The sequence below is a fragment of the Flavobacterium subsaxonicum WB 4.1-42 = DSM 21790 genome (genome assembly GCF_000422725.1).
Taxonomy (GTDB): domain Bacteria; phylum Bacteroidota; class Bacteroidia; order Flavobacteriales; family Flavobacteriaceae; genus Flavobacterium; species Flavobacterium subsaxonicum.
On record NZ_KE383910.1, the window covers coordinates 301,948 to 323,401 of the forward strand.

Below are 21,454 nucleotides of genomic sequence, written 5' to 3' on the forward strand. Positions count from 1 at the left end.
TTTTTTATGAAAAAGGTGCAGCCAATAATAGCTATTATAGTAATTATTTGCTGCACTTTTTCGTGTAAAAAAGCTACCGATGCCAACGGGCAGTCGGCGGGAGATATTAACGAGATCTCCATTATTATTAGCGATGTGCTTTGGAATGGCGAGGTAGGCGACAGCCTGCGTAAAAAATTTGCCGCCCCGGTAGATGGCCTAACGCAGGAGGAACCGCTGTTTACCCTTAACCAGTACCACGAGCAGTCGTTTAGCGGCGACCTTAAAAACGGCCGCAACATTATTGTTATAGACAAAGGCCCAAAAAAAGGGTTCAAGACTAAGCAGGATGGCAGCTGCAAGCCGCAAAATATGTTTACCATTACCGGTAAAACGGTTGATGAGATCTTAAAACAGATCCAGATGCATGCTGATGAGATGATTCGCATAATCAGGCAAACCGAAGTAGTAGAAAACCAAAAGCGCAACGAAAAGGCTGGGCTTTTAAACACATCGGCCTTTGCAGCCAAATACGGCATCAGTATTAAAATGCCGGCCAGTTACAAATACGCCCTCCAGAACGGCGACTTTATGTGGCTTAAAAAAGACATTCCCGGGGGTAACACCAACATACTTTTTTATAAAGTGCCTTATGTTACCATAGAAAACAAAAAAGAAATCGCGGCCAACATTATAAAAATGCGCGATTCTATTGGCAGTTTATACATACACGGGCAGGAGTCGGGCACCTTTATGGTTACCGAAGAGGCCTATTCGCCCTACCTGTTCATGACCGGTTTTAACGATAAGCGCGCTTTTGAAACGCGCGGCAACTGGGAAATGGAGAATGATTTTATGAACGGCCCTTTTGTTAACTACGCCATACGCGATGATAAGCACGCCTGCTACCTGATAATCGAAGGGTTTATATACAGTCCGTCATCGCCTAAGCGCGATCTTATCATCGACCTCGAATCTATAATTAAGTCGGTTAAATTTCAATGAGCATACAATTTAAAATAAAGCCGTTTAACGAGCTTTCTGTAACAGAACTATACCAAGCCCTGCAATTGCGCAGCGACGTGTTTATAGTAGAGCAAAACTGTGTATATCCAGATCTTGACGGTAAAGATGCGAAGGCATTGCACCTGTTAGGCGTTTATGAGGGTAATATAGTAGCCTATGCCCGCCTTTTTGGCCCGGGTTATTATTTTGATAATGCTTCCATTGGCCGTGTGGTTATTAATACAGAGTATCGCGACCGCAAATGGGGCCATAACCTTATGCAGGCCGCTATTGCGGGGATAGAAGAGCATTATAATACAATGGCCATAACCATATCGGCACAATTATACCTTAAAAAGTTTTACGAAAGCCACGGCTTTGTGCAGGATGGCGAAGGCTACCTGGAAGATGATATTCCGCATATCAGGATGCACAAGGGGTAAAATTCCACGTTGCGTGTAAAATGGCACGCGGATGTCGCGGATGCTGGCAATCGCGGATTTCCACGGATTTTACGTGCTATGCAGCTTGTATAGACGCATTGCATGCGTCTCCCATAATCTGTTGTAATTTATATTTGGCTTTAGCCGAATATAAATTTTATTACTGATTGGCATCCTCCTGTGGGGTGGTTATCTGTTCTTTTGTCTTGAAACAAAAGAACCAAAAATTCAAGGCTCTAACTTTTTATGCTACAAAATATAAGCTTGGGCTAAATCATTTGAACCTGCCTACCGGCAGGCAGGCTCGCTTGCGCTCAAACAGCAAATGATTTTTAACGCCTCAACTTATATTTTGCTTAACGCAACAAAGTTTAAGGCCTTTGCTTCACTCTTGTGTGCTCACTCAAATTACAAACGTCTTCTATTACTTTGTTTAAGACACATTCAATGCGTCTCTACGATAAAAACACACCAACCCAAAATCCTCCGTCGATAAAAATCATGTTTTAGTATAGACAATTGAGCCTAACGTCTATTAGCTTCTTTTTAAGGTAGTTTCCTGTTGTTACTTTGAACTATAAATCAGGGACAACAATGAAATTTCTTCTAAACATATCGCTATTACTGCTTACGGTTTCGCAGGCAGTTTTTGCACAGGAAAAGAAAGCCTGGACCCTGGACGACTGTTTAACCTATGCTACAGAGAACAACATTACCATTAAGGCAAGCGAGTTCGACAAACAGAGTGCAGAGGTTACCTACACACAATCTAAATACTCCAGGTTTCCGAGCCTTAGTGCATCGGCGCAGCAAAACATGAATAATGGTACCAGTATAGACCCTATTACCAGCAACTTTGTAACCCAGATGGTACACAGTACATCGTTGGGGGTTACGGCGCAGGTAACGCTTTATAACGGTAACTACATAAACAACACTATTAAGCAAAACGAGCTATTGATCAGGCAAAATGAATTTTTTGTCAGCGAAGCTAAAAACAGCATCATTCTTAGCGTAACGCAGGCTTACCTGCAGGCCCTGTACTACAAGGAAGGCATTACGGTGGCTGAGAATGCTGTGGCTTCGTCTCAGGAGCAGGTAAACCAGGCCAACACCAAGTTTAAGGCAGGGTCGTTAGCCGGTATAGAGGTAGCCAACCTGCAAACGCAGCTAAGCAACGACCAGTACAGCGTGGTAACGGCAAAAAACAATTACCGTCAGCAACTAATAACCCTTAAACAATTATTGGAATTAGAGCCGGGCGCTGAGTTTGAAGTTGCCACGCCGGAACTGCCGGACAGCAAGATTATTATTCCGGATTTGCAGCAGGTATACCAAACTGCTGTTGCGGCTATGCCCGAGGTAAAAAGCGCTAAACTGCAAACAGATATTGCTACTTACGACCTTAAGAAGGCCAAAGCAGGCTACCTGCCAACACTTAGCCTCTATGCCGGGTTAAACACAGGGTACACCAACACGCAGAGCTATAATTTTTCTGCACAGTTAGACAACAACTTTTACCAAACGGCGGGGCTGTCGTTAAGCGTGCCAATATTCAGCAAATACCAGAACAAGGGCGCGGTAGAGCAGGCCAAGATTACTATAGAGCAGTCTAAGCTAACGGCAAAATCTACCTCCAAGCAATTGTATTTAAAGATAGAAAGCGCCTGGCAAAATGCGGTGTCGGTACAAAGCGAAATGCAGGCTGCCGAAGCATTGCAGGCATCGAGCAAAATGGCCTACGAGATGGCTCAGAAGAAATCAGAACTGGGATCGCTTAGCGCAACAGATTTGCTGGTAAGCAAAAACACGTACCAAACGGCACAGCAGCAGTACCTGCAAACAAAATTTTCCAGCGCTTTATACTACCAGCTACTCCAGTTTTACCAGGGTAACGCAATAAAAATATAACAAGAAACCATGAGCAATAAAACCAAAATAATAACAGGCATTGTACTATTGGCAGCAGTAGGGGCGCTACTTTACTTTTTTGTGTTTAGTAAAAAAGAACAGCCGCTGGCATTGCAAACCGCCAAAGTGGTAAAGGGCAATGTTAGCACCGTAGTTACCGCTACCGGAACCATAGAGGCTACACGACAGGTTGAGGTAGGCACACAGGTATCTGGCGTTGTAGAGAAAATTTATGTAGACTATAACTCTCAGGTTAAGGCCGGACAGCTGATTGCCGAGCTGGATAAAGAGAACCTACAGGAGCTGTTGTCTCAGGCAAAATCGGCTTATGATGTGGCTGTTAACCAGCAGCATTACCTGCAAACTATTTTTAGCAGGCAAAAAGAGCTGTACCAGGCCAGTGCCATTAGCAAGGCCGATTATCAGGAAGCCGAATACAACCTTAATACCGCCAAGGGCACGGCAGTGCAAAAACTATCCGACCTTAAAAAGGCGCAAACAAACTTAGGCTATGCCAATATATATTCGCCCATAGACGGCGTAGTGCTAAGCAAAGATGTAGATGAGGGCCAAACCGTGGCCGCAAGCTACAGCACGCCCACGTTGTTTACCATAGCGCAAAACCTGAAACAAATGCAGGTGGAAGCCGATGTAGATGAAGCCGATATAGGCAATGTTAAGGTGGGGCAACGTGTGGTGTTTACAGTAGATGCCTTTACAGGCGAAGAGTTTAACGGGCAGGTTACGCAGGTGCGATTAAACAGCACGGTAACATCTAACGTGGTTACGTATACGGTTATTATTAAGGCCGATAACCCCGACGAAAAACTTAAACCGGGCCTTACGGCTACTGTTTCTATCTATACTATGGAGCTTAAAGATGTACTTACGTTAGAGGCCAAAGCCTTTAGTTTTGAGCCTGATGCACAACTGGTGCAGCAATATAACGGCGCTAACGGCGGTGTACCGCAGCCATCTGAACCATTGGTAGGAGAAAACGCAATGCCATCGGCTACAGCCGAAAAAGCCCCTCAGAATAAAGATATTAAAACCGTTTGGGTTAAGGATGTAAAAGGCATTCGCCCACAAGAGGTTAAGGTGGGCAAGAACGACGGCATTAATTACGAGATTATAAGTGGCCTTAATGCCGGCGATGAGGTTGCCACATCGTTAGAGGCTGCGGTAGCGGGCGTAGAAATTGCCGCAGGCGGAGATTCGTCCAGCCCGTTTATGCCTAAGCCACCGGGGAAGAGGAAGTAGTTCAGTGTTCAGTGTTCAGTGTTCAGTGTTCAGTGTTCAGTGTTCAGTGTTCAGTGTTCAGTGTTCAGTGTTCAGTGTTCAGTGTTCAGTGTTCAGTGTTCAGTTTAAATTGAGGCATGCAATGTACAGCAATCCTGGTAACCCTGAAAGGGTTCAAGATATTAGCCCGGGGCATCGCCCTGGGGGGAATGCCAACCGAATCTTACAGGTTTCAAAAACCAAAAAATTATGAGCAAGACCATCATCAATATACAGGATCTTAAGAGGGAATTTAAAATGGGCGACGAGATTGTGCGTGCCTTAAGAGGGATTTCTTTTTCTATACAACAGGGCGAGTTTGTTACCATTATGGGCACCAGCGGCTCGGGTAAAAGTACGTTGCTAAATATATTGGGCTGCCTGGACCAGGCGTCTGACGGATTATACGAAATAGACGGCATAGCGGTTAAAAACCTAAGCCGTAATGAGCTGGCGGTTATCAGGAACCAGAAGATTGGGTTTATTTTCCAGTCGTACAACCTGCTGCCGCGCACCACAGCCATAGAAAATGTAGAGCTGCCTTTGTTGTACAACAACAAGGTATCGGCAAAAGAAAGGCAGGAACGGGCCATTCATGCTTTAGATTTGGTAGGACTATCGGGCCGTTTACATCATACCCCAAGCCAGCTGTCGGGAGGTCAGCAGCAAAGGGTAGCCATTGCCCGTTCTTTGGTAAACGACCCGGTAGTTATTTTAGCCGATGAGGCCACCGGAAACCTGGACACCCGCACATCTTACGAGATTATGGCGTTGTTCCAAAAGCTTAACAGCGAGGGCAAAACCATTGCCTTTGTTACCCACGAGCCCGATATTGCTACGTTTAGCGGCCGTACTGTAGTACTTAAAGATGGTGTTATTACTAAAGATGCCCCGGTGCTAAACATACAAAATGCCGCAAAATCGCTGGCGGAGTTGCCGGTGGAGGTCGAAGAGTAGCAAAGTTGCAGAGTTGCAGAGTAGTAAAGTTTCAAAGTAGCAGAGTTTCAAAGTTTTTCGATAGGCTGCTCATTAAAACAGATTACATAAAACGTTCATATTTTTTTACTGTTCACATTGTTAGTTGAGGGAAAAGCAAGGGCACAGGGCCTTACACACAGGGCTTTGTGTTCTTTGTTGATCCCGTTTTAAACAGTTACAAAGTTGCAAAGTAACAGAGTTACAAAGTTGTGAGTGAACATATAGTCTTGTGCAAGTGATGAATCATCCATAAAAGCACAATTAAAATAATAACCATGAAGATATCCAATCTTTTAAAAATAGCTTTTAAGGCGCTTACGCTAAACAAAATGCGTGCGTTTTTAACCATGCTGGGCATTATAATAGGGGTGGCATCGGTTATTGCTATGCTTGCTATTGGCGAGGGCTCTAAAGAGAGCATTAAATCGCAAATATCGAGTATGGGCTCTAACATGATAACCATTCGCCCCGGGGCCGGCATGCAGGGCGGAGTAAGGCAGGACCCCAGCACGATGCAGTCGCTTACCATGGCCGACCTGGCTTCTATCAAAAAAGAATCGAAATATACAGAGAATACGTCGCCACTGGTAAACAGCAGCGGGCAGTCTATCAACGGGGCAAAAAACTGGCCCACTACCATTTATGGCGTAGCACCGGAGTATTTAAAAGTACGGGTGCTGGATGTTAAAGATGGCATTATGTTTACCGATGACGATGTTAAATCATCTGCCAAAGTGGCTGTTATAGGCCAAACCGTGGTAGATAATTTGTTTAAGGATGAAAACCCAATTGGCAAAACCATCCGTTTTAACAGCATACCCTTTAAAGTTATTGGCGTACTGGGCGAAAAGGGTGAGAATACCTTTGGTCAGGACCAGGACGACGTAATACTGGCACCCTACACTGCCGTGCAAAAAAGGATATTGGCGGTTACGTATTTACAATCGATAGTAACATCGTCTACCAGCGAGGCGGATGCCGATAAGGCTGTAGCCGAAATGACCAAAATACTGCGCGCCAACCATAAGCTGACGGATGTTCAGGAGGATGATTTTAACGTGTTCTCGCAACAGGAATTAATAACGATGTTCAGCTCCACATCAGAGATGCTTACTGTGTTGCTGGTTGCCATTGCCAGTATATCGCTGCTAATTGGGGGTATTGGTATTATGAACATTATGTACGTATCGGTAAAAGAGCGCACCCGCGAAATTGGCCTGCGAATGGCCGTAGGGGGCCGTGGCAACGATATTTTGCTTCAGTTTTTAACCGAGGCCATAATAATCAGTATTACAGGTGGGATAATTGGCGTAGCTTTGGGTTTAGGTTCTACCCTGGGTATCTCGTTCTTTTTGGGCTGGCCGGTAAGCGTTACTATGTTTAGTATAGTAATATCGTTTGCCGTGTGTGCCGTAACGGGTATATTTTTTGGGTGGTATCCTGCGCAAAAAGCCGCAGCGTTAGACCCTATAACCGCATTACGTTATGAATAAACTGTTTAAAAACAAAAAGTATTACACCCCGCTGTTGCATCTTTTGGTGTGGACAGTGCTCTTTAGCCTGCCGTATTTGTTATCATCAGGCCAGTCGTCTGAAATTCACATGCTGGTAGAGCGTTCCTGGATACCCCTGGCGTTGTATGCCGTGCTGTTTTACTTTAACTATTTTGTATTGGTAGACCGGTTTTTGCATACCAAAAGGATAGTGGTGTTTTTTATTATCAACGTTTTTATTATTGCCCTGTTTATAGGCATACGTGTTGTAACCCGCGACTATTTTTACCCGGATGGCATGCCCGGAAAGCCAAAAGGCGAGGGGCCACCCATGAGCTTTTTTATTTATATAGATGCGCTCTCGTTTATACTACCGGTAATATTTGCGGTAATGCTCAAGATATTTGAGCGCTGGATTAAAACCGAAGCTGAGAAAAAAGAGGCCGAGAATGCAAGATTGGAGTCGGAGTTGCAGCATTTGCGCTACCAGTTGCAGCCGCATTTTTTCTTTAACTCGCTCAACAATATTTATGCAATGGTAGACCTTTCGCCCGATAAGGCTAAAGAAACCATACTGGCACTGAGCAAACTGATGAGGTACCTGCTGTATGAATCAAATACCGAACGCGTAAGCCTTGCCAAAGAGGTAGAATTTATTCAAAAATATATTGAGCTTATGGAGCTGCGCACATCGGGCAATACGGTTATTACAACCAATTTTATGCCGCTGCCACCTAATTTGCAGGTTGCCCCCTTAATGTTTGTGCCACTTATCGAAAACGCCTTTAAACACGGAGTGTCGGCCACGCAGCAACAGGAAATTGTTTTTTCGCTGCACATGGAGGGCAGCACCATTATTTTTGAAACTAAAAACAGGAACCTGCCCAAGAATGAAACCGACAGGAGCGGTAGTGGCATTGGCTTGCAAAATATTAAAAAACGCCTGCAGCTTATCTATCCCGGGGGATATACGTTTACCGCCGAACCCCATGGAGACAGCTTTATAGCACGGCTGCAAATAGATATAAAAAATTAAAGTTTTTATTGTTAGATTGGTTATTTGTTGGTTAGCCCGCAGTGATTCATAGCACTGCGGGTTACGTATTTTGTGGTGGTCAGGGCTTGTAAATGATGCATTTTTGCAGCAATCGTGGCATTCCCCTCCTTTGGAGGGGTGGCTGAAAGCCGGGGTGGTTTTGTACTGTACTCAGGGTATAAAAGAAAGATAGTACGGTTGTAGTTCTCACCCCCGGCCCCTCTCCAAAGGAGAGGGGGGCAGCTTCACTCAACTGTTCTTATCGCTATTTTAATTATATAACCAAACAGTATACGTCTCCACGCTCCCCTCCTTTAGAGAGGTTGGGGGTAAGGTCTTTCAAACGAGGCAATGCCAATAAGTACTTTAGGCGCATTCAATGCGTCTCTACGGGCAATCCGCGCTGCATAGCATCCGTAAGATCCGCGTTCCATTAGATCCGCTATGTTCCATCAAAAATAAAATTCACTAACTTGTAGTTAAAATTATACCCGGTATGCTTACTAAAATAAAATGCATAATTGTAGACGATGAACCCATGGCCCTAAACCTGTTGGAAAGCTATGTGCAAAAAACGCCGTTTTTAGAGCTGGTTAAAAAATGCAGCAACGGTTTCGAAGCTTTAGAGGCTATTAACGGTGGCAATGTGCAATTAGCCTTCCTGGACATCCAGATGCCGGAGTTAAGCGGCCTGGAGCTCTCTAAAACACTGCCAAAGACTACCCGCGTTATATTTACCACCGCGTTTAACGAATATGCCCTGGATGGCTTTAAAGCCGAAGCACTGGACTACCTTATGAAGCCTTTTGGCTTTGATGAGTTTTATAACGCTGCCACGCGCGCAAAAGAATGGTTCGCACTGGTTAATAACCAGGGGCAGGCAGCACCGGCGGCTACTGCAGTAGCTGCACCCGCACCTGCAAAACAGGACAAGGAGTTTATTTTTGTAAAGTCGGAATACAAGCAGCTTAAGATAAAACTAAGCGAGGTGCTTTATTTTGAAGGGCTTAAGGATTATATTAAAATTTGGATTGAAGGCAACCCTAAGCCCATACTGACGCTTATGAGCATGAAGGCGCTGGAAGAAGACCTGCCTGCAGATAAGTTTATGCGTATTCACCGGTCGTTTATTGTATCGTTAGATAAAGTGGAGACTATTGAGCGTAACCAGGTTATCATCAACAAAGAGCGGATTACTGTTGCCGACCAGTATAAGGCTGCCTTTAAGGAGTTTATTAAGGATAATTCTATTGATTAGGGGGCGGTCTACAGTTTACAGTTTGCAGTTTGCAGTGATCAGTTTACAGTTTACAGTTTACAGTTTTCCCGCGCTGTGTCAAAGTAGGATAGGGTACAGGCTGTGTCATTCCGACGAAGGAGGAATCTCTTAACTTTTTAGGATTCTTCTACTGCGCTCTGAATGACAAAAATGAGAAACTCTACGCCTTTGTAATAACAAGCTCAACGCGCCTGTCGTACTCGGTGCCTTTGCCCAGGGGCTGGGTGTTGCCATAGCCCTTATACGTCATACGTATAGAGGCTATTTTTTTGGAAACGAGAAATTTAAAAACGGTAAATGCCCTGTTTTTAGAGAGTTCGCGCTTGCGGGTATCTTTGTCTATGGCTTCTTTCTGGAAGGATGGCGTACAACAAATATGGCCCTGTATCTCGAAGTTAAGGTTCTTGTATTTTTGCAGCAGGCGGGCTACTTTTTCGAGCTCCAGCCGCGATTTGGCGGTTAGCTTGCTGCTGCCGCGTTCAAACAAAATATTTTCCAGGTAAATGCGGTCGCCTACAATAAGGTCCTTTTTTAGGGCGGTGTAAAAACCGGGCTCAGGTTTTGGCGGGGGTACCGGCTTAAAGTTTACCACAACGTCTACACGGCGGTTCTTGGAGCGCGCCTCGCTAACATTGTCTATATCTTCTTCCAGTAAGATACGGCCTTTGCCCTCTATGGTAACAATAATCTTGTTTTTAATGCCACGGCCGGTAAGGGTATCTCTAATGGTGTTGGCCCTGTTGTTAGACAGCTTAAAGTTATAGGCATCTTTGCCACGGTCGTCGCAATAGCCATATATCTGTATGGTTTCTATGCGGGCGGTGTCTATGGCCTTAATAAAAGCCACCACATTGTTGCCCTGCTTGGCATCAAGGTTATATTTATCGAACTCAAAGTAAACCGAATAAACTGTTTCTTCCTGCGCCTGTACAGCAAGCGGGAGCATGAGTAGCAATAAATACAAAACACGTGTCATTAGCTATGATGATTATGGTAAGGGTCGTCTATACGGCACAGGCTGATATCCTCAGGCGGGTGTATAACAATAGGGAATTTTTCTACTTTAACCGAGCTGCTGTCCAACCCAAAAGCACGCCCTTCAGAAAGGCTCACTTTTTTAAGCATAAAGTAAATATCCAAAATTATACGCTCGTACCAAGGCAGCTCGTTATCATACGACAGGAATTTTTCTATAATTACAAACTTAAAATCGCCAATTACATTGTTCCTGTTAAGCGATAAATAACGGCTGGTAATATCTACCTCGCCTTTTTTAACCATATCGCGCACTACCTGCTTAAACATAAGGTTAATACGCGGCTGCACCCTAAAGCCCAGGTAAAAGTCTACACGTATAACATCGTCCTTCATAATTTCCCTAACGCGGTAGTCCATACGGTATGGCTCGTCTACCACATTTACGTGTACAAACCAGTAAATATCGGCACGTTTAGGCCTTTTTTGCAGTATGGAGTAGATAATTTTAGATTCAATTTCATCGCCCAGGTTAGCGTTGGTCATGTACACCAGGTGGGTGGCATATTTGGGTATGGTGTCATCGTTACTAAGCTCGGCAAGTACGTTTTTGTAGTTGTCTATCTTGGTAAACTCTGTATATTCGCTGCGTATTCTCTTAGCTGCATGCCATACGCCCATAGTGGCGGCCAGCATACCGGCAATTATAAGCGATACATAACCACCGTGGTTAAACTTGCTCATGTTGGCAATTAAGAACGAGAATTCTATGGTAAAGTATACGGCTATAACGGCAAGTATAAAAAACTTGTTGTAGCGTTTCATAACCATATAGTAGCCCAACAGGGTGGTAGTCATTATCATACAAAGCACAATGGCAAGGCCGTAGGCGGCTTCCATGTTGCCCGATTCTTCAAAATGGAGTACTATAAATACACAGCCCCAGAACAACAGCCAGTTGATAGACGGTATGTAGATCTGGCCTTTTAATTCGGTCGGGAATTTTATCGACACTTTTGGCCAGAAGTTAAGGCGCATGGCCTCGCTTATAAGCGTAAACGAACCGCTAATTAAGGCCTGAGAGGCTATAACCGCTGCCGATGTGGCAATGGCAATACCAAAAGGAAGGAACCAGTCTGGCATTAAAAGGTAGAACGGGTTGGCCGGTATGCCCGGGTTGGTGCTTAGTGCTTTAAGTGTTTTACCCGAATGCTCTATTAAGTAAGCGCCCTGGCCAAAGTAGTTTATAACCAGCATGCTTTTTACAAAAACCCAGCTTACCCTAATGTTGCTGCGGCCGGTGTGGCCCATATCGCTGTAAAGTGCCTCGGCACCAGTGGTACATAAAAACACAAAGCCCAATACATAAAACCCATCGGGGTGTATGCTTAGTAAGTGTATGGCATAGTAGGGGTTAAGTGCTTTTAATACGGCAAGGTTTTCGAACATAGGTATAATGCCCAGTATGCCCAGCATACCAAACCAAAGCAGCATCATGGGGCCAAAGAACTTGCCTATTATAGACGACCCAAATTTTTGGATAACAAAAAGCACAAACAAGATGCCTATAACAATAGGCACGGTATTTAAATGCGGTTTGTACATTTTAAGCCCTTCTACGGCAGATGATATAGAGATGGGTGGGGTAATAATACCATCGGCAAGCAAGGCGCTACCGCCCAGTATGGCCGGTATAATGAGCCCTTTTTTCTTAAGCCTTTTTACAAGGGTGTATAAAGAAAATATACCGCCCTCGCCCTTATTGTCTGCCTGCAGTGTAAGCACAACATACTTTAGGGTGGTTTGCAGTGTAAGTGTCCAGAAAATACAGGATAAAGCACCAAGTACAATTTCCGGTACTATAGGATGGTCTCCTATTAGTGGTTTCATTACGTATAATGGCGACGTACCAATGTCTCCGTAAATAATACCCAATGTAACTAATAGTCCGCCTACAGTTACCTTGTTAAGGTTTTTGTGACTCACAGTAAGATTGAATTAAACAACAAAGTTACAAGATTTTAAATCAATAGCCATTGTTAGTGCCTAATATTTACTTTATAACGAAAATGCAGGTTTCGTACGCCTATGTTGCTGTTTATTATCTAAATTATAATGTTTGTTAGCAACTTATAGGCTTTTTGACTATAATGCAGTAGGCCTGCATACTACCCTAAATTTTTTAAGGCTTAGTTACCAGCTTTTTATTGCTGCGCGACCACTCGCTCCACGAACCTACGTACAATTTTGGCAGGGGTAGCCCGGCATAGTCCATAGCCAAAATGGTGTGGCAGGCCGTAACGCCAGAGCCGCAATGTACTATTGCCTTAGCGGGTGCTGTACCCGCTAAGGCAGTTATGTATTTATCTTTTAAGGCTGTAGCCGATAAAAACAAACCGTTATCATCTAAATTGGTGGAAAACGGAATATTTACTGCCCCTGGAATGTGCCCGGCTATAAGGTCGATAGGCTCGGTAAGGCCGTTGTAGCGGTCGGCATCCCTAACGTCTATAACCATGTGGTTTATATCTGCGGCAGCGGCCTCTACTTCGTCAATCGTGGCAGTAGGCAGTTGCCAGTGTGTAAAAGGGTAGGGGCTTGTGGGCTGAGGCTGCTCTGTACCGCTGCTTACAGGAAACCCAGCCTCAACCGCCGCCTGAAAACCGCCGTTTAGCACCTGCACATTGGTGTGCCCTGCTGCCCTGAGCATCCACCAAAAGCGGGCCGCTGCGTTGGCACCATTCTTATCATCGTAAACTACTACATGGCTTTGTGCCGAAATGCCCAGTTGGCCTAATACTTGTGCAAACTGCCCGGGTAACGGCAACGGGTGCCTGCCGCCGTTACCTGCATTGGCCGGAACGTTGGCAAGCTGGGTGTTGAGGTTTACATACAGCGCGCCGGCAAGGTGTTGCTTGGCGTAATTTTCTGGAGCGTTGGGTCCGGCACTGGCATCTATCAATATAATTGCTGCGGAAGCAGTTATAAGTTCTTCGGGCTGGATGATGGGGGAGGGAATCTTATTGAAATTCATTTTTTAGTACTATGTTAAATCTATATTTGCAAAAAAAATTAAATGGAAATATCTTCGAATCTAAATTACATAAAATCATCTAACCTTATTTTTATATCGACTGCACTGGGACTGATCAACGCGATACTTTCTCAGGATATATTTTCATCGGCATTTGTGATATGTATTGAGATTCTTACTTTAGGAATATTGATAGGTATTGGGATACTTGTAAGAATGGGTAAAGAGTGGATAAAATATGTATTATTGTTTTTATTCCTGTTTGGCTTGCTGGGTTTACCGGCAACTATTGCTTACCTTAAAGAATATCCATTAAATGGAATTATAACTGTCATTGTTAGCTTATTTCAAATTTGGTCATTAATACTATTGTTTATAAAACCAAAAACAGTTTAAATAAAAGCTCAATTTAACAACCTCGATTTTACATCTCAGTCAATATCTTTTTGGACTCTGTGGCATTACCTAACAGCGTGGCAGACTTTTGTATTTCTGAGTTGCTGGTAACGTAGTAGCAAGTGCCTATAGGATTTAAATTGGTGTAAAATTGGTTGTTCTCCCGAAATATATTTCACCTGAATGATGAAAAAACAGCGCACAGCTTAAACTCTCATCTACAATTGTAAGGTCATCGCTGACTGAATAGTAAAAGCTGTCAAAATATTGGATAAATAGCTTCCAGGGTATCATTATAGCAGTTGTGGGCAGCCATGATAGGCAGACCTGATTATCTAATGGAAGATCGCACTGGTAAAGCCAATTTTTGACATCCTTTTTATTATCAGCAGTAATCGTAATTTGCTCTATTGTTTCGAAATAATCTTTTTTAAACGGAATATCAGAGTGTAATCCTGATTTAGAAATATAATCCCATAAAAATTTTGAAACAACAGGATTTAAAGGCTTGATCAGCCTGAGATCCTTCTCGGGTAGCTTATCGTATTTTTCATCGTCAAATCGCCAGTTTAACTCAAAATCCTCCATTGGCATGGTATTACTTGCTAATTCGTTAAAATCGTAAATCTTCATTGCATCCTTATAAAAAACCCCATCCGGTTACAGGATGGGGTTGATATTACTTCTTAGTCAATATCTTTTTATATTCTGTGGCGTTACCTAACAGGGTGGCCGATTTTTGTATCTCGGGGTTGCTGGTAACGTAGTACCTGTAAAGGCCTTCTTTGTACTGGTAGCGTTTTATAAGCTCATCGGTAAGCAGTTGCTTTATTTCCTGCTTGTGGGCGGTAAGCTCTTTTTCTTCGCTGCGCTGCAGGGCGGTAAGCAGCTGTTGGTACTCGGTGGCAATGCTGGCATCAACCTTTTCTTTTTTGGCTACTACCAGGGTTTCTTTAAGGGCTTTTTCGGTCTCGGTATCAAACTCGAATTTCTCTTTTTTAAGGTAGGCTTTAAAAGCCTCAAAGTCGGCATCGCTAACCGTTGGGGTCTTGGTGCCTAAATTCGGGTTTTTATAGTAATACTCTGTAGCGTAGTTAAAAATACCATCTTTGCGCACAAGGGCATCGGCAATGGCACTTTGTTTAGATTCTTCCAGCTCTACATCGGGCAAGATACCGCCACCATCGTACACGGTACGGCCGGCACGGGTTTTAAAGGCGTTGTAGTTGGCTTTGTCTATACGTATGGCTTTGCCGTCGGCATCTTTATGGGTATAATCCAGCGCCTGGATACCACGGCCGCTTGGGGTGTAATAGCGCGATATGGTAACTTTTACCTGTGTGCCATAGGTTAGGTCTAACGGGCGCTGCACAAGCCCCTTGCCAAAGCTCCTGCTGCCCACAATAACGGCACGGTCCAGATCCTGAAGGGCCCCGGAAACAATTTCTGACGCCGAGGCGCTCTTGCCGTCTACCAGTACCACTAACGGAATCTCGGTATCTACCGGCGCTTTAGTGGTTTTGTAGGTGTTGTTGTATTTTTCGTTCTTGGATTTTGTGGTAACAATAATTTCGCCCTGCGGAATAAACAGGTTGCAGATGTTTACGGCCTCGTTTAGCAGCCCGCCCGGGTTGCCCCTTAAATCCAGTATAATGTTTTTAGCGCCCTGGCCTTTAAGGTCTAATAAGGCAGCTTTGGTTTCGGCGGAAGCCTTACCGTTAAACTGCGACAGTACAATATAGCCGGTTTCTTTGCCTACCAGGCCAAAATACGGCACGGCCTTAACGTCTACCTCGCTTAAAACAAGGTCTGTAGTATAGGGCTTGCCCTGGCGCAGGTATTTTATGGCAATTTTAGTGTTTTTAGACCCCTTAAGCAGCTCGCTGGCATCTTCTTTAAAGTCGGCCAGTTTAATATCGCCAATTTCAATAATCTCGTCGCCGGCTTTAAGGCCCGCTTTATCGGCAGGGTAATCTTTATACTGCTCTTTAATAATCAGCTTGCCCTCTTTACGGGTAATAAGCGCACCAATGCCGGTGTACTCTCCGGTGTTGTTAATTTTAAATTTAGCTACATCGGCCTCGTTAAAATAATTGGTGTAGGGGTCCAGGTCGGCCAGCATGCTTTTAATGGCCTTATCCATAAGCTGCCCGGGGTTGGTTTCGTCTACATAATTGGTGTTAACGGTTTTAAACAGCGTGGTAAAAATTTCTATTTGCTTGGCGATCTCAAAAAAATCGTCTTTAAAGCTGGCCCCAACAAACAGAAACCCCACAGCAACAACCGGCAGCACATATTTTTTCTTTAGTTTATTAAGCATGGTTTTTTCTTTTCTTTATTTTTTTTCGGATGATGATAAACACAATTACGAAAATAAGGATAAATGGCCATATATTGAGCATACCCAAAAAGAAACTTGACAGCTCGTAAAAGCCGCTCTTAATAGCATTGCCCATTTTAGACCCGTACGATACCGTGGTGCCCGCGCCACTATCGGTACGTTTGTAAAATTCGAGCACAATGGTGCTCATGGCAACCTGGCTTTGCAGGTATTTTAAGTTGCCCTCGTTAGCTTCTATCTCTTCGCGTATTTTAGAGAGCTCGCCTTCTATCTCCAGCATTTCAGATACTTTGGTGGCCTTTTTTAGGAGTTCGAGGTAGCGGGCTTCGAGCACTTTCTTTGTTTTAAGGCGTGCTTCGGAGTCTACAAATTGTGCGGTAACATCCTGAGATGAAATTTCTTTCCGGTCAAAAAACGTAACACCCTGGCTTATGGTGGCCACAAAATTTTCGAAAGCGGCCGATGGCACCCTGATGGTAATATTGCGCGATAAGGTATAGTTGTCTTTACTTTCTACATCGCTTAACACAAGGGCTTTGTATTTTGTAACGGCATCCTGAACCTTACGTGCGGTAGCGTTAATATCGGGCGTTTCGAAATTAAGGTTGGCATTTTTTATGATCTTAGACTGGTAGGTGCCATCCTGACCCGGAGGAGGTAGTGGCGAAGCATTATCATCGGCTTGCTGTGGCGGTGCATTTTGTATTTCAGATGCCGGCATTTCTTTAAACTCGGCAACAGAAGCAGCCCTTACGGTATTGTCAGATTCGCTTTTTTGGCACGCCGTAAGCGCGAGCAGCAGCATTAGGGTATAAATGGTGATTTTCATGGTGGTTGGTTGATTTAAACCTACAACGCAAAACACCTTGTACTTAGTACAATGCTTTTAATATAGTGGTTTACAGGCCTTCCTGCACTAAAAATTTCTCGAAGATCTGGATGGTCTTGGTGTTGATGTCTTCGTAACTAAGCCTGTCTTTGGTTTGGTACAAAAACATAATGGAGTAGGGCTTATCGAGCTTATCTAACAGCAAATGCTTATTAAGGCGGTAGGTTTCGCGCAAAACGCGTTTAAAGTAATTACGGTCGGTAGCGCGCTTAAAGTGCTTTTTAGAGACCGATATGCCCATCTGGAGCATGCCTTCCTGCGGCTCTGGCGCCGGAATGTACACCAAACGCAACGGGTACTTGGATACCGATTTGCCTTCGGTAAATAAAAGGCCTATTGTAGTGCGGCTTTTTAGTTTTTCTTGTTTGGGGTAGGTAAAGCTTTTTTGATCCATTGGTGCAAAGGTACAGGTTTTTTTTGATTCGATTTTTTGTAGGAGGGGAGGATCTAATTAAGCTATACCACAGAGATGCACAGAGGGATCTCAGAGATGCACGGAGGATAATATTATTTGCTGCGTTTGAATAAGAACTCAGAGTTATCCTGCCAAAGGCAGGATTGAAAACGCTCTGCGACCTATTACCTACAGAGGTTTTAAGATAATTCTAAAAATCTTTGTGTATCTCTGAGATCCCTCTGTGCATCTCTGTGGTATAGCATCTCATTAACGCTAAATCTAAAACAAAAAAAATCCCGGCAGTTAGTACACACACAAACCGCCGGGACAAATAAAACAAAAACTAACTTACAAAAACTATTGCAACAGGGCATACTGAAATGCAGGATTGCCCCTGTCGCCTGCCTGGCTTAGCATTGCGGTAAACCTAAGTTTATACACATTGCCTGCCGGGTCTTGTATTATATAAAACCTATCAGAATATAATTCGAGTGGGGTAACGTTACGCCAGTTGGCACCTATAGCCCTGTGGTCTTGCGGAACATCGGTTTTTAGGTTGTTGAGGTTTACATTGGCAAGCTTAAAGTTATCGTAGCTTACCTCTGATGTTAGCACCTGGTATGACCTTGCGCCGCCTTTGGTATTGGTTATTACAAAATCTGAATAAAAATACGATCCTGCCGATACGCCCGGGGTAGTAAATACCTCGTTGGTAAAGGTGGTAAAGTTTAAATCCCACGCGGCTTTAACCGGCTCTGCCTGTACGGTTGCGCCGTTTATAAGGCTAAAGAAGGTAAAGTTATAGGCCGCATCTTTAGTAATGGTAACGGTATTGTGGGTTGTAGCGGCAATATCGGCATACTGTAGGGTATAGCCATCGCCGTTTCTAAGTATCCTTATTTTTTTCCAGCCTCTTTGGGTGCCGGCCACGTTTACAGACCCAGCCGCTGCCGGGATTGTTGGCACGCTATAGCCCATGTTTACAATGTATACTTTGTTATCGGCTTCGTTAGCGCTAACTTCTGCAATAGCAGTGTTGGTAATAAATCCGTTAGGGTTGTCTACATACGCTAAGTTAGCAGGGTCAAATGTCCCGATAGCTACTGTTGCATCGCTGGTTTGCGGCGTATCTATATTGGTAGTATTAAGTTGTTTTACTGCCATGGCTACAGAGCCGTTTATGGCTACCCTAAAATCGGCGCCGCTGTAAAAGCCAAGATCCCACGCGGTTCTTGTAGCCGATACGTATTTGCCGGTGCTTAAATCAAAATACACCTGGTTGGGCTGGTTAGAGCCTCCTACACCCGGTGATGCTGGGCCACCTAACGATGGCATTTCGTTAAAGTTAAGCTGAACCGACGGGTTGCCCGTAATTTCTATGCCCGATACTGATATTTGCTCTATGGTAAACACTACATTTTTTACCTCGCCTTCCATAGCATCGGTAAGCTTTGTAAAGTTGAATTGTATTTGCTTTGCTCCGGCCTCGAACGGTAGTGTAAGCTGGCCGTTAGCTGCCGTAACATCGGTACTAAAATCGGTACCATACGTAAGGTCGATTGCCGTATAGCTAACGGTTACAAAGCCGCTTGCCGTTACCTCGCCGTTAAAAAGCAGGGTAACCGGTGTTACAGCATCGGTAAGGTTAACCGACTCTATTGCGAAAGATACACCCTGGCGTACCGGTAGGGTATCTTCGTCGTCATTACAGGCAGTTACTAAAACCGCCGATAGTGCCAAGAATAGAAAAAGTATTTTTTTCATTGCTAAGTAACGTTACAGGTTAATGTTATAAGCCAGTTTTAAAAAGTATGAGCGCCCGTAAGCCGTTGGCAGATCGGTAGTGCCGCCGCCGTGGCCTAAAGTGCCGCCTTGTGCAATAGAGCTGCGCACGTTGGTAACATCTAAAAGGTTGCGCGAGCCCAGGGTAACATCTAAACGGTCTTTAAAGAACGATTTGCGGATTGAGGCGTTTAGCCATCCGAAAGAATCGATTCTTGATATGCCAAATACCTCGTTTCCGTCGGCATCGGTGGTTTGTACCAGTTGCTGCTGCCTGCCGTTTAGCTTGTAGTATACTGAGAAATCAGTATCCCACTTAGGCAGGTTGTAGTTAAGGCTACCATTTAGCTGTAAGCCCCACAGGTAAGCATCGTCTGACTGTACAGACCCCGTAGTAAGTTTTTGCGATGTGCCTATTATGGCAGCACCTGCCTTTAGCGTAAAGCTTTTGTAGGCAAACTCGTGGCTGGTATTAAAATTCCACACCCTGTATTTATCTACATTGGTGTATTTGTATTGTAGCGGTGCAAAGTTTATTTGTATAAGCTCTATCCTGTCTACCACGTCAAGGTAGGTAACCATTATGTTGTTGGATAGCTTTAGGCCCGATGCAAAAGCAGTAGTTTTTTTAATGTTGAAATCTACCGATGTACTGTTCTCCGGCGTTAAATCCGGGTTACCCCTTACATCGTGGTTAGAATCTACCAGGTACGTGTACAACTCTTCGAAGTTGGGTGTACGGTACGATTTACCTAACGATGTACGCGCCTCTATGCCGTGGTTTAATAAATAACGAAGGCCTACAGATGCTGCATACTGGTCTTTAAACATGCTTTGTGCCGAGTAGCGCAAGCCGCCACGGGTAGAAAAACGATCGGTAATGGCAATTTCTGCTGCCGTGTACACATCATAATTGCTTATGGTTGCTTTTTTATCTACATCGCCGTTGTTCTCATCCCTGAAAATTCCGGTCTTGGCCGATGCAAAACCTTTTTCGCTCACTAATTCGTAACCTACCTGAAGGTTGTATTTTTTGTTGTTTAAAATGTTGCTTAAACTACCGGTAGAATATAAAACCTCGGTAGACTGGTACGTAAGCTTTTCGTTCTCGGCTTCGCGGCGCTCTTCGATAAAGTATTTAAAATCTTCGAAGTCGCGGCTTTGCTTTTGGTACGATGCCGATATGTTATACGCCAGGTTGTTTTTAAACACGTGGCCCGATGAGTTTAGGTGGTGGTAAAACCTTTCGGTTTTGTAACGCCTGTCGTTACCATACGGGATATCCCAAAATGGGTAATTGTCCTGTATGCTGACAATGGGGTTGTAATAGTCTATGTTTTCCTGAAAATAATCGAACTTATAAAAAACGCGTGTGCGGTTTTTTTTGTAGCTAATCATGGCGTTGCCCACGTACTGCTCTTTAGGCAGCCAGCTGTAGCCCCTTTGCTGCTGAATATCATCCGGGCTTAGGGTAAAGTTTTGCCCGCCCCTGCGGTCCTGAAAGCCTGCAAAATCGTTACGGTTACCGCCAAGCGATACAAACCAGTTTTCTGACAGGTTGTGCGATACTTTAAGCGATTGTATGTGGCGGCCTTCGTCTGAAGCCGAATATTCGCTGCCCACGGTTTCTTCCTGCGCTACGGCGCTTATTTCCCACTTATGGGCTGCTGATTTTTTTGTAATGATGTTGATGATACCCGATACGGCGTTGGCACCGTGGGTTACACCCATAGAGCCTTCTATAATTTCTATTTGCTCTATATCGTCGAGGTTTATCTGGGTAAGGTCTATATTATTGCCCAGTCCGCTGTCGCTAACAAGGGGCACGTTGTCTACCAGTACTTTAAGGTATTGCCCATCGAGCCCAAACATAGATATGGTAGAGCGGCCCTGGCCGGTATCCGGCGTAACGTTTATATTAAGGTAAAAGTTCATAACATCGGCCAGGTTGTTGGCAGCCTGGTTCTCTATGTCTTTACGGGTAATTACTTTTACGTTAAAAACCGATTTGCGAATAGACTGCGGTTCTGGCTGGCCGGTAACCACTACCTCATCTAACTGTTTGGTGTGCACAGAATCGGTTACGGTTTGCTGCGCCATGGCAGAAAGGCTGAATAACGAAAGAACAGATATAAACGCTTTTATAGGGGTATGCATTACTAACTTTAGTTAGATTAATTCTAAACAGCTGCAAAGCTAAGCCCCCTGTTTTAGATATGCAAATTATTTTTATTAATT

General features: G+C 44.2%; 18 protein-coding genes. 9 read left to right on the forward strand and 9 right to left on the reverse strand.

Going from position 1 to position 21,454, the window contains the following annotated elements:
* Nucleotides 1-6: 6 nt before the first annotated feature.
* The 8 genes from G509_RS0118095 to G509_RS0118130 all read left to right on the forward strand — a co-directional run bounded on the left by G509_RS0118095 (nt 7) and on the right by G509_RS0118130 (nt 9,381).
* The gene (locus G509_RS0118095; RefSeq protein WP_026992827.1) at nt 7-984 is read left to right on the forward strand and encodes a DUF4837 family protein; all 978 of its coding nucleotides are present in this window, start codon (nt 7-9) and stop codon (nt 982-984) included.
* Complete coding sequence (locus tag G509_RS0118100; protein WP_026992828.1) at nt 981-1,427, forward strand: GNAT family N-acetyltransferase; 447 nt, start codon at nt 981-983, stop codon at nt 1,425-1,427. Before G509_RS0118095 ends, G509_RS0118100 begins: the two co-directional genes overlap by 4 nt.
* Before the next feature lie 594 nt (nt 1,428-2,021).
* The gene (locus G509_RS0118105) at nt 2,022-3,338 is read left to right on the forward strand and encodes a TolC family protein (protein WP_026992829.1); all 1,317 of its coding nucleotides are present in this window, start codon (nt 2,022-2,024) and stop codon (nt 3,336-3,338) included.
* Nucleotides 3,339-3,347: 9 nt separating this feature from the next.
* Entirely contained in the window at nt 3,348-4,598 is a 1,251-nt protein-coding gene (locus G509_RS0118110; protein ID WP_026992830.1) for an efflux RND transporter periplasmic adaptor subunit, read from the forward strand.
* A 228-nt stretch (nt 4,599-4,826) separates the two neighbouring features.
* Nucleotides 4,827-5,573 carry an ABC transporter ATP-binding protein gene (locus G509_RS0118115; protein ID WP_026992831.1) on the forward strand — a complete coding sequence of 249 codons (747 nt, stop codon included), beginning with the start codon at nt 4,827-4,829 and terminating at the stop codon, nt 5,571-5,573.
* A 296-nt stretch (nt 5,574-5,869) separates the two neighbouring features.
* A complete protein-coding gene (locus G509_RS0118120) occupies nt 5,870-7,087 on the forward strand; it encodes an ABC transporter permease (protein WP_026992832.1) in 1,218 nt (405 codons plus the stop codon).
* Nucleotides 7,080-8,123, forward strand: coding sequence for a sensor histidine kinase (locus G509_RS0118125; protein ID WP_026992833.1), 1,044 nt, complete (start codon nt 7,080-7,082; stop codon nt 8,121-8,123). Before G509_RS0118120 ends, G509_RS0118125 begins: the two co-directional genes overlap by 8 nt.
* A gap of 496 nt (nt 8,124-8,619) precedes the next feature.
* Nucleotides 8,620-9,381, forward strand: a complete 762-nt coding sequence (locus G509_RS0118130) for a LytR/AlgR family response regulator transcription factor (RefSeq protein ID WP_026992834.1) — start codon at nt 8,620-8,622, stop codon at nt 9,379-9,381.
* A 181-nt stretch (nt 9,382-9,562) separates the two neighbouring features.
* On the opposite strand, the gene G509_RS0118135 is transcribed toward G509_RS0118130, so the two are convergent.
* From G509_RS0118135 to G509_RS0118145, 3 genes are all read right to left on the reverse strand, one after another.
* A complete protein-coding gene (locus G509_RS0118135; RefSeq protein WP_026992835.1) occupies nt 9,563-10,378 on the reverse strand; it encodes an OmpA family protein in 816 nt (271 codons plus the stop codon).
* Nucleotides 10,378-12,363 (reverse strand): KUP/HAK/KT family potassium transporter, encoded by a 1,986-nt coding sequence (locus G509_RS0118140; protein ID WP_026992836.1) that lies wholly within the window; start codon nt 12,361-12,363, stop codon nt 10,378-10,380. The genes G509_RS0118135 and G509_RS0118140 overlap by 1 nt, the downstream gene beginning before the upstream one ends.
* Nucleotides 12,364-12,559: 196 nt before the next feature.
* Entirely contained in the window at nt 12,560-13,411 is an 852-nt protein-coding gene (locus tag G509_RS0118145; RefSeq protein ID WP_026992837.1) for a sulfurtransferase, read from the reverse strand.
* 42 nt (nt 13,412-13,453) lie between these two features.
* Here G509_RS0118145 and G509_RS0118150 point away from each other — a divergent pair, with 42 nt between their 5' ends.
* Nucleotides 13,454-13,807 (forward strand): hypothetical protein, encoded by a 354-nt coding sequence (locus tag G509_RS0118150; protein WP_026992838.1) that lies wholly within the window; start codon nt 13,454-13,456, stop codon nt 13,805-13,807.
* A gap of 135 nt (nt 13,808-13,942) precedes the next feature.
* Here G509_RS0118150 and G509_RS0118155 read toward each other — a convergent pair whose 3' ends face one another.
* The 6 genes from G509_RS0118155 to G509_RS0118180 all read right to left on the reverse strand — a co-directional run bounded on the left by G509_RS0118155 (nt 13,943) and on the right by G509_RS0118180 (nt 21,373).
* On the reverse strand, nt 13,943-14,440 hold the full coding sequence (locus tag G509_RS0118155) for a DUF2947 family protein (protein WP_026992839.1): 498 nt from the start codon (nt 14,438-14,440) through the stop codon (nt 13,943-13,945).
* A gap of 46 nt (nt 14,441-14,486) precedes the next feature.
* The gene (locus G509_RS0118160; RefSeq protein ID WP_026992840.1) at nt 14,487-16,127 is read right to left on the reverse strand and encodes a S41 family peptidase; all 1,641 of its coding nucleotides are present in this window, start codon (nt 16,125-16,127) and stop codon (nt 14,487-14,489) included.
* A complete protein-coding gene (locus G509_RS0118165; RefSeq protein ID WP_026992841.1) occupies nt 16,120-16,977 on the reverse strand; it encodes a DUF4349 domain-containing protein in 858 nt (285 codons plus the stop codon). Before G509_RS0118165 ends, G509_RS0118160 begins: the two co-directional genes overlap by 8 nt.
* Nucleotides 16,978-17,047: 70 nt before the next feature.
* On the reverse strand, nt 17,048-17,431 hold the full coding sequence (gene rnpA, locus G509_RS0118170) for a ribonuclease P protein component (RefSeq protein ID WP_026992842.1): 384 nt from the start codon (nt 17,429-17,431) through the stop codon (nt 17,048-17,050).
* Between the two features lie 360 nt (nt 17,432-17,791).
* Nucleotides 17,792-19,198: an HmuY family protein gene (locus G509_RS0118175; protein WP_026992843.1), complete on the reverse strand. Its 1,407-nt coding sequence runs from the start codon at nt 19,196-19,198 to the stop codon at nt 17,792-17,794.
* 12 nt (nt 19,199-19,210) lie between these two features.
* Complete coding sequence (locus G509_RS0118180; protein WP_035739305.1) at nt 19,211-21,373, reverse strand: TonB-dependent receptor plug domain-containing protein; 2,163 nt, start codon at nt 21,371-21,373, stop codon at nt 19,211-19,213.
* Nucleotides 21,374-21,454: the final 81 nt, after the last annotated feature.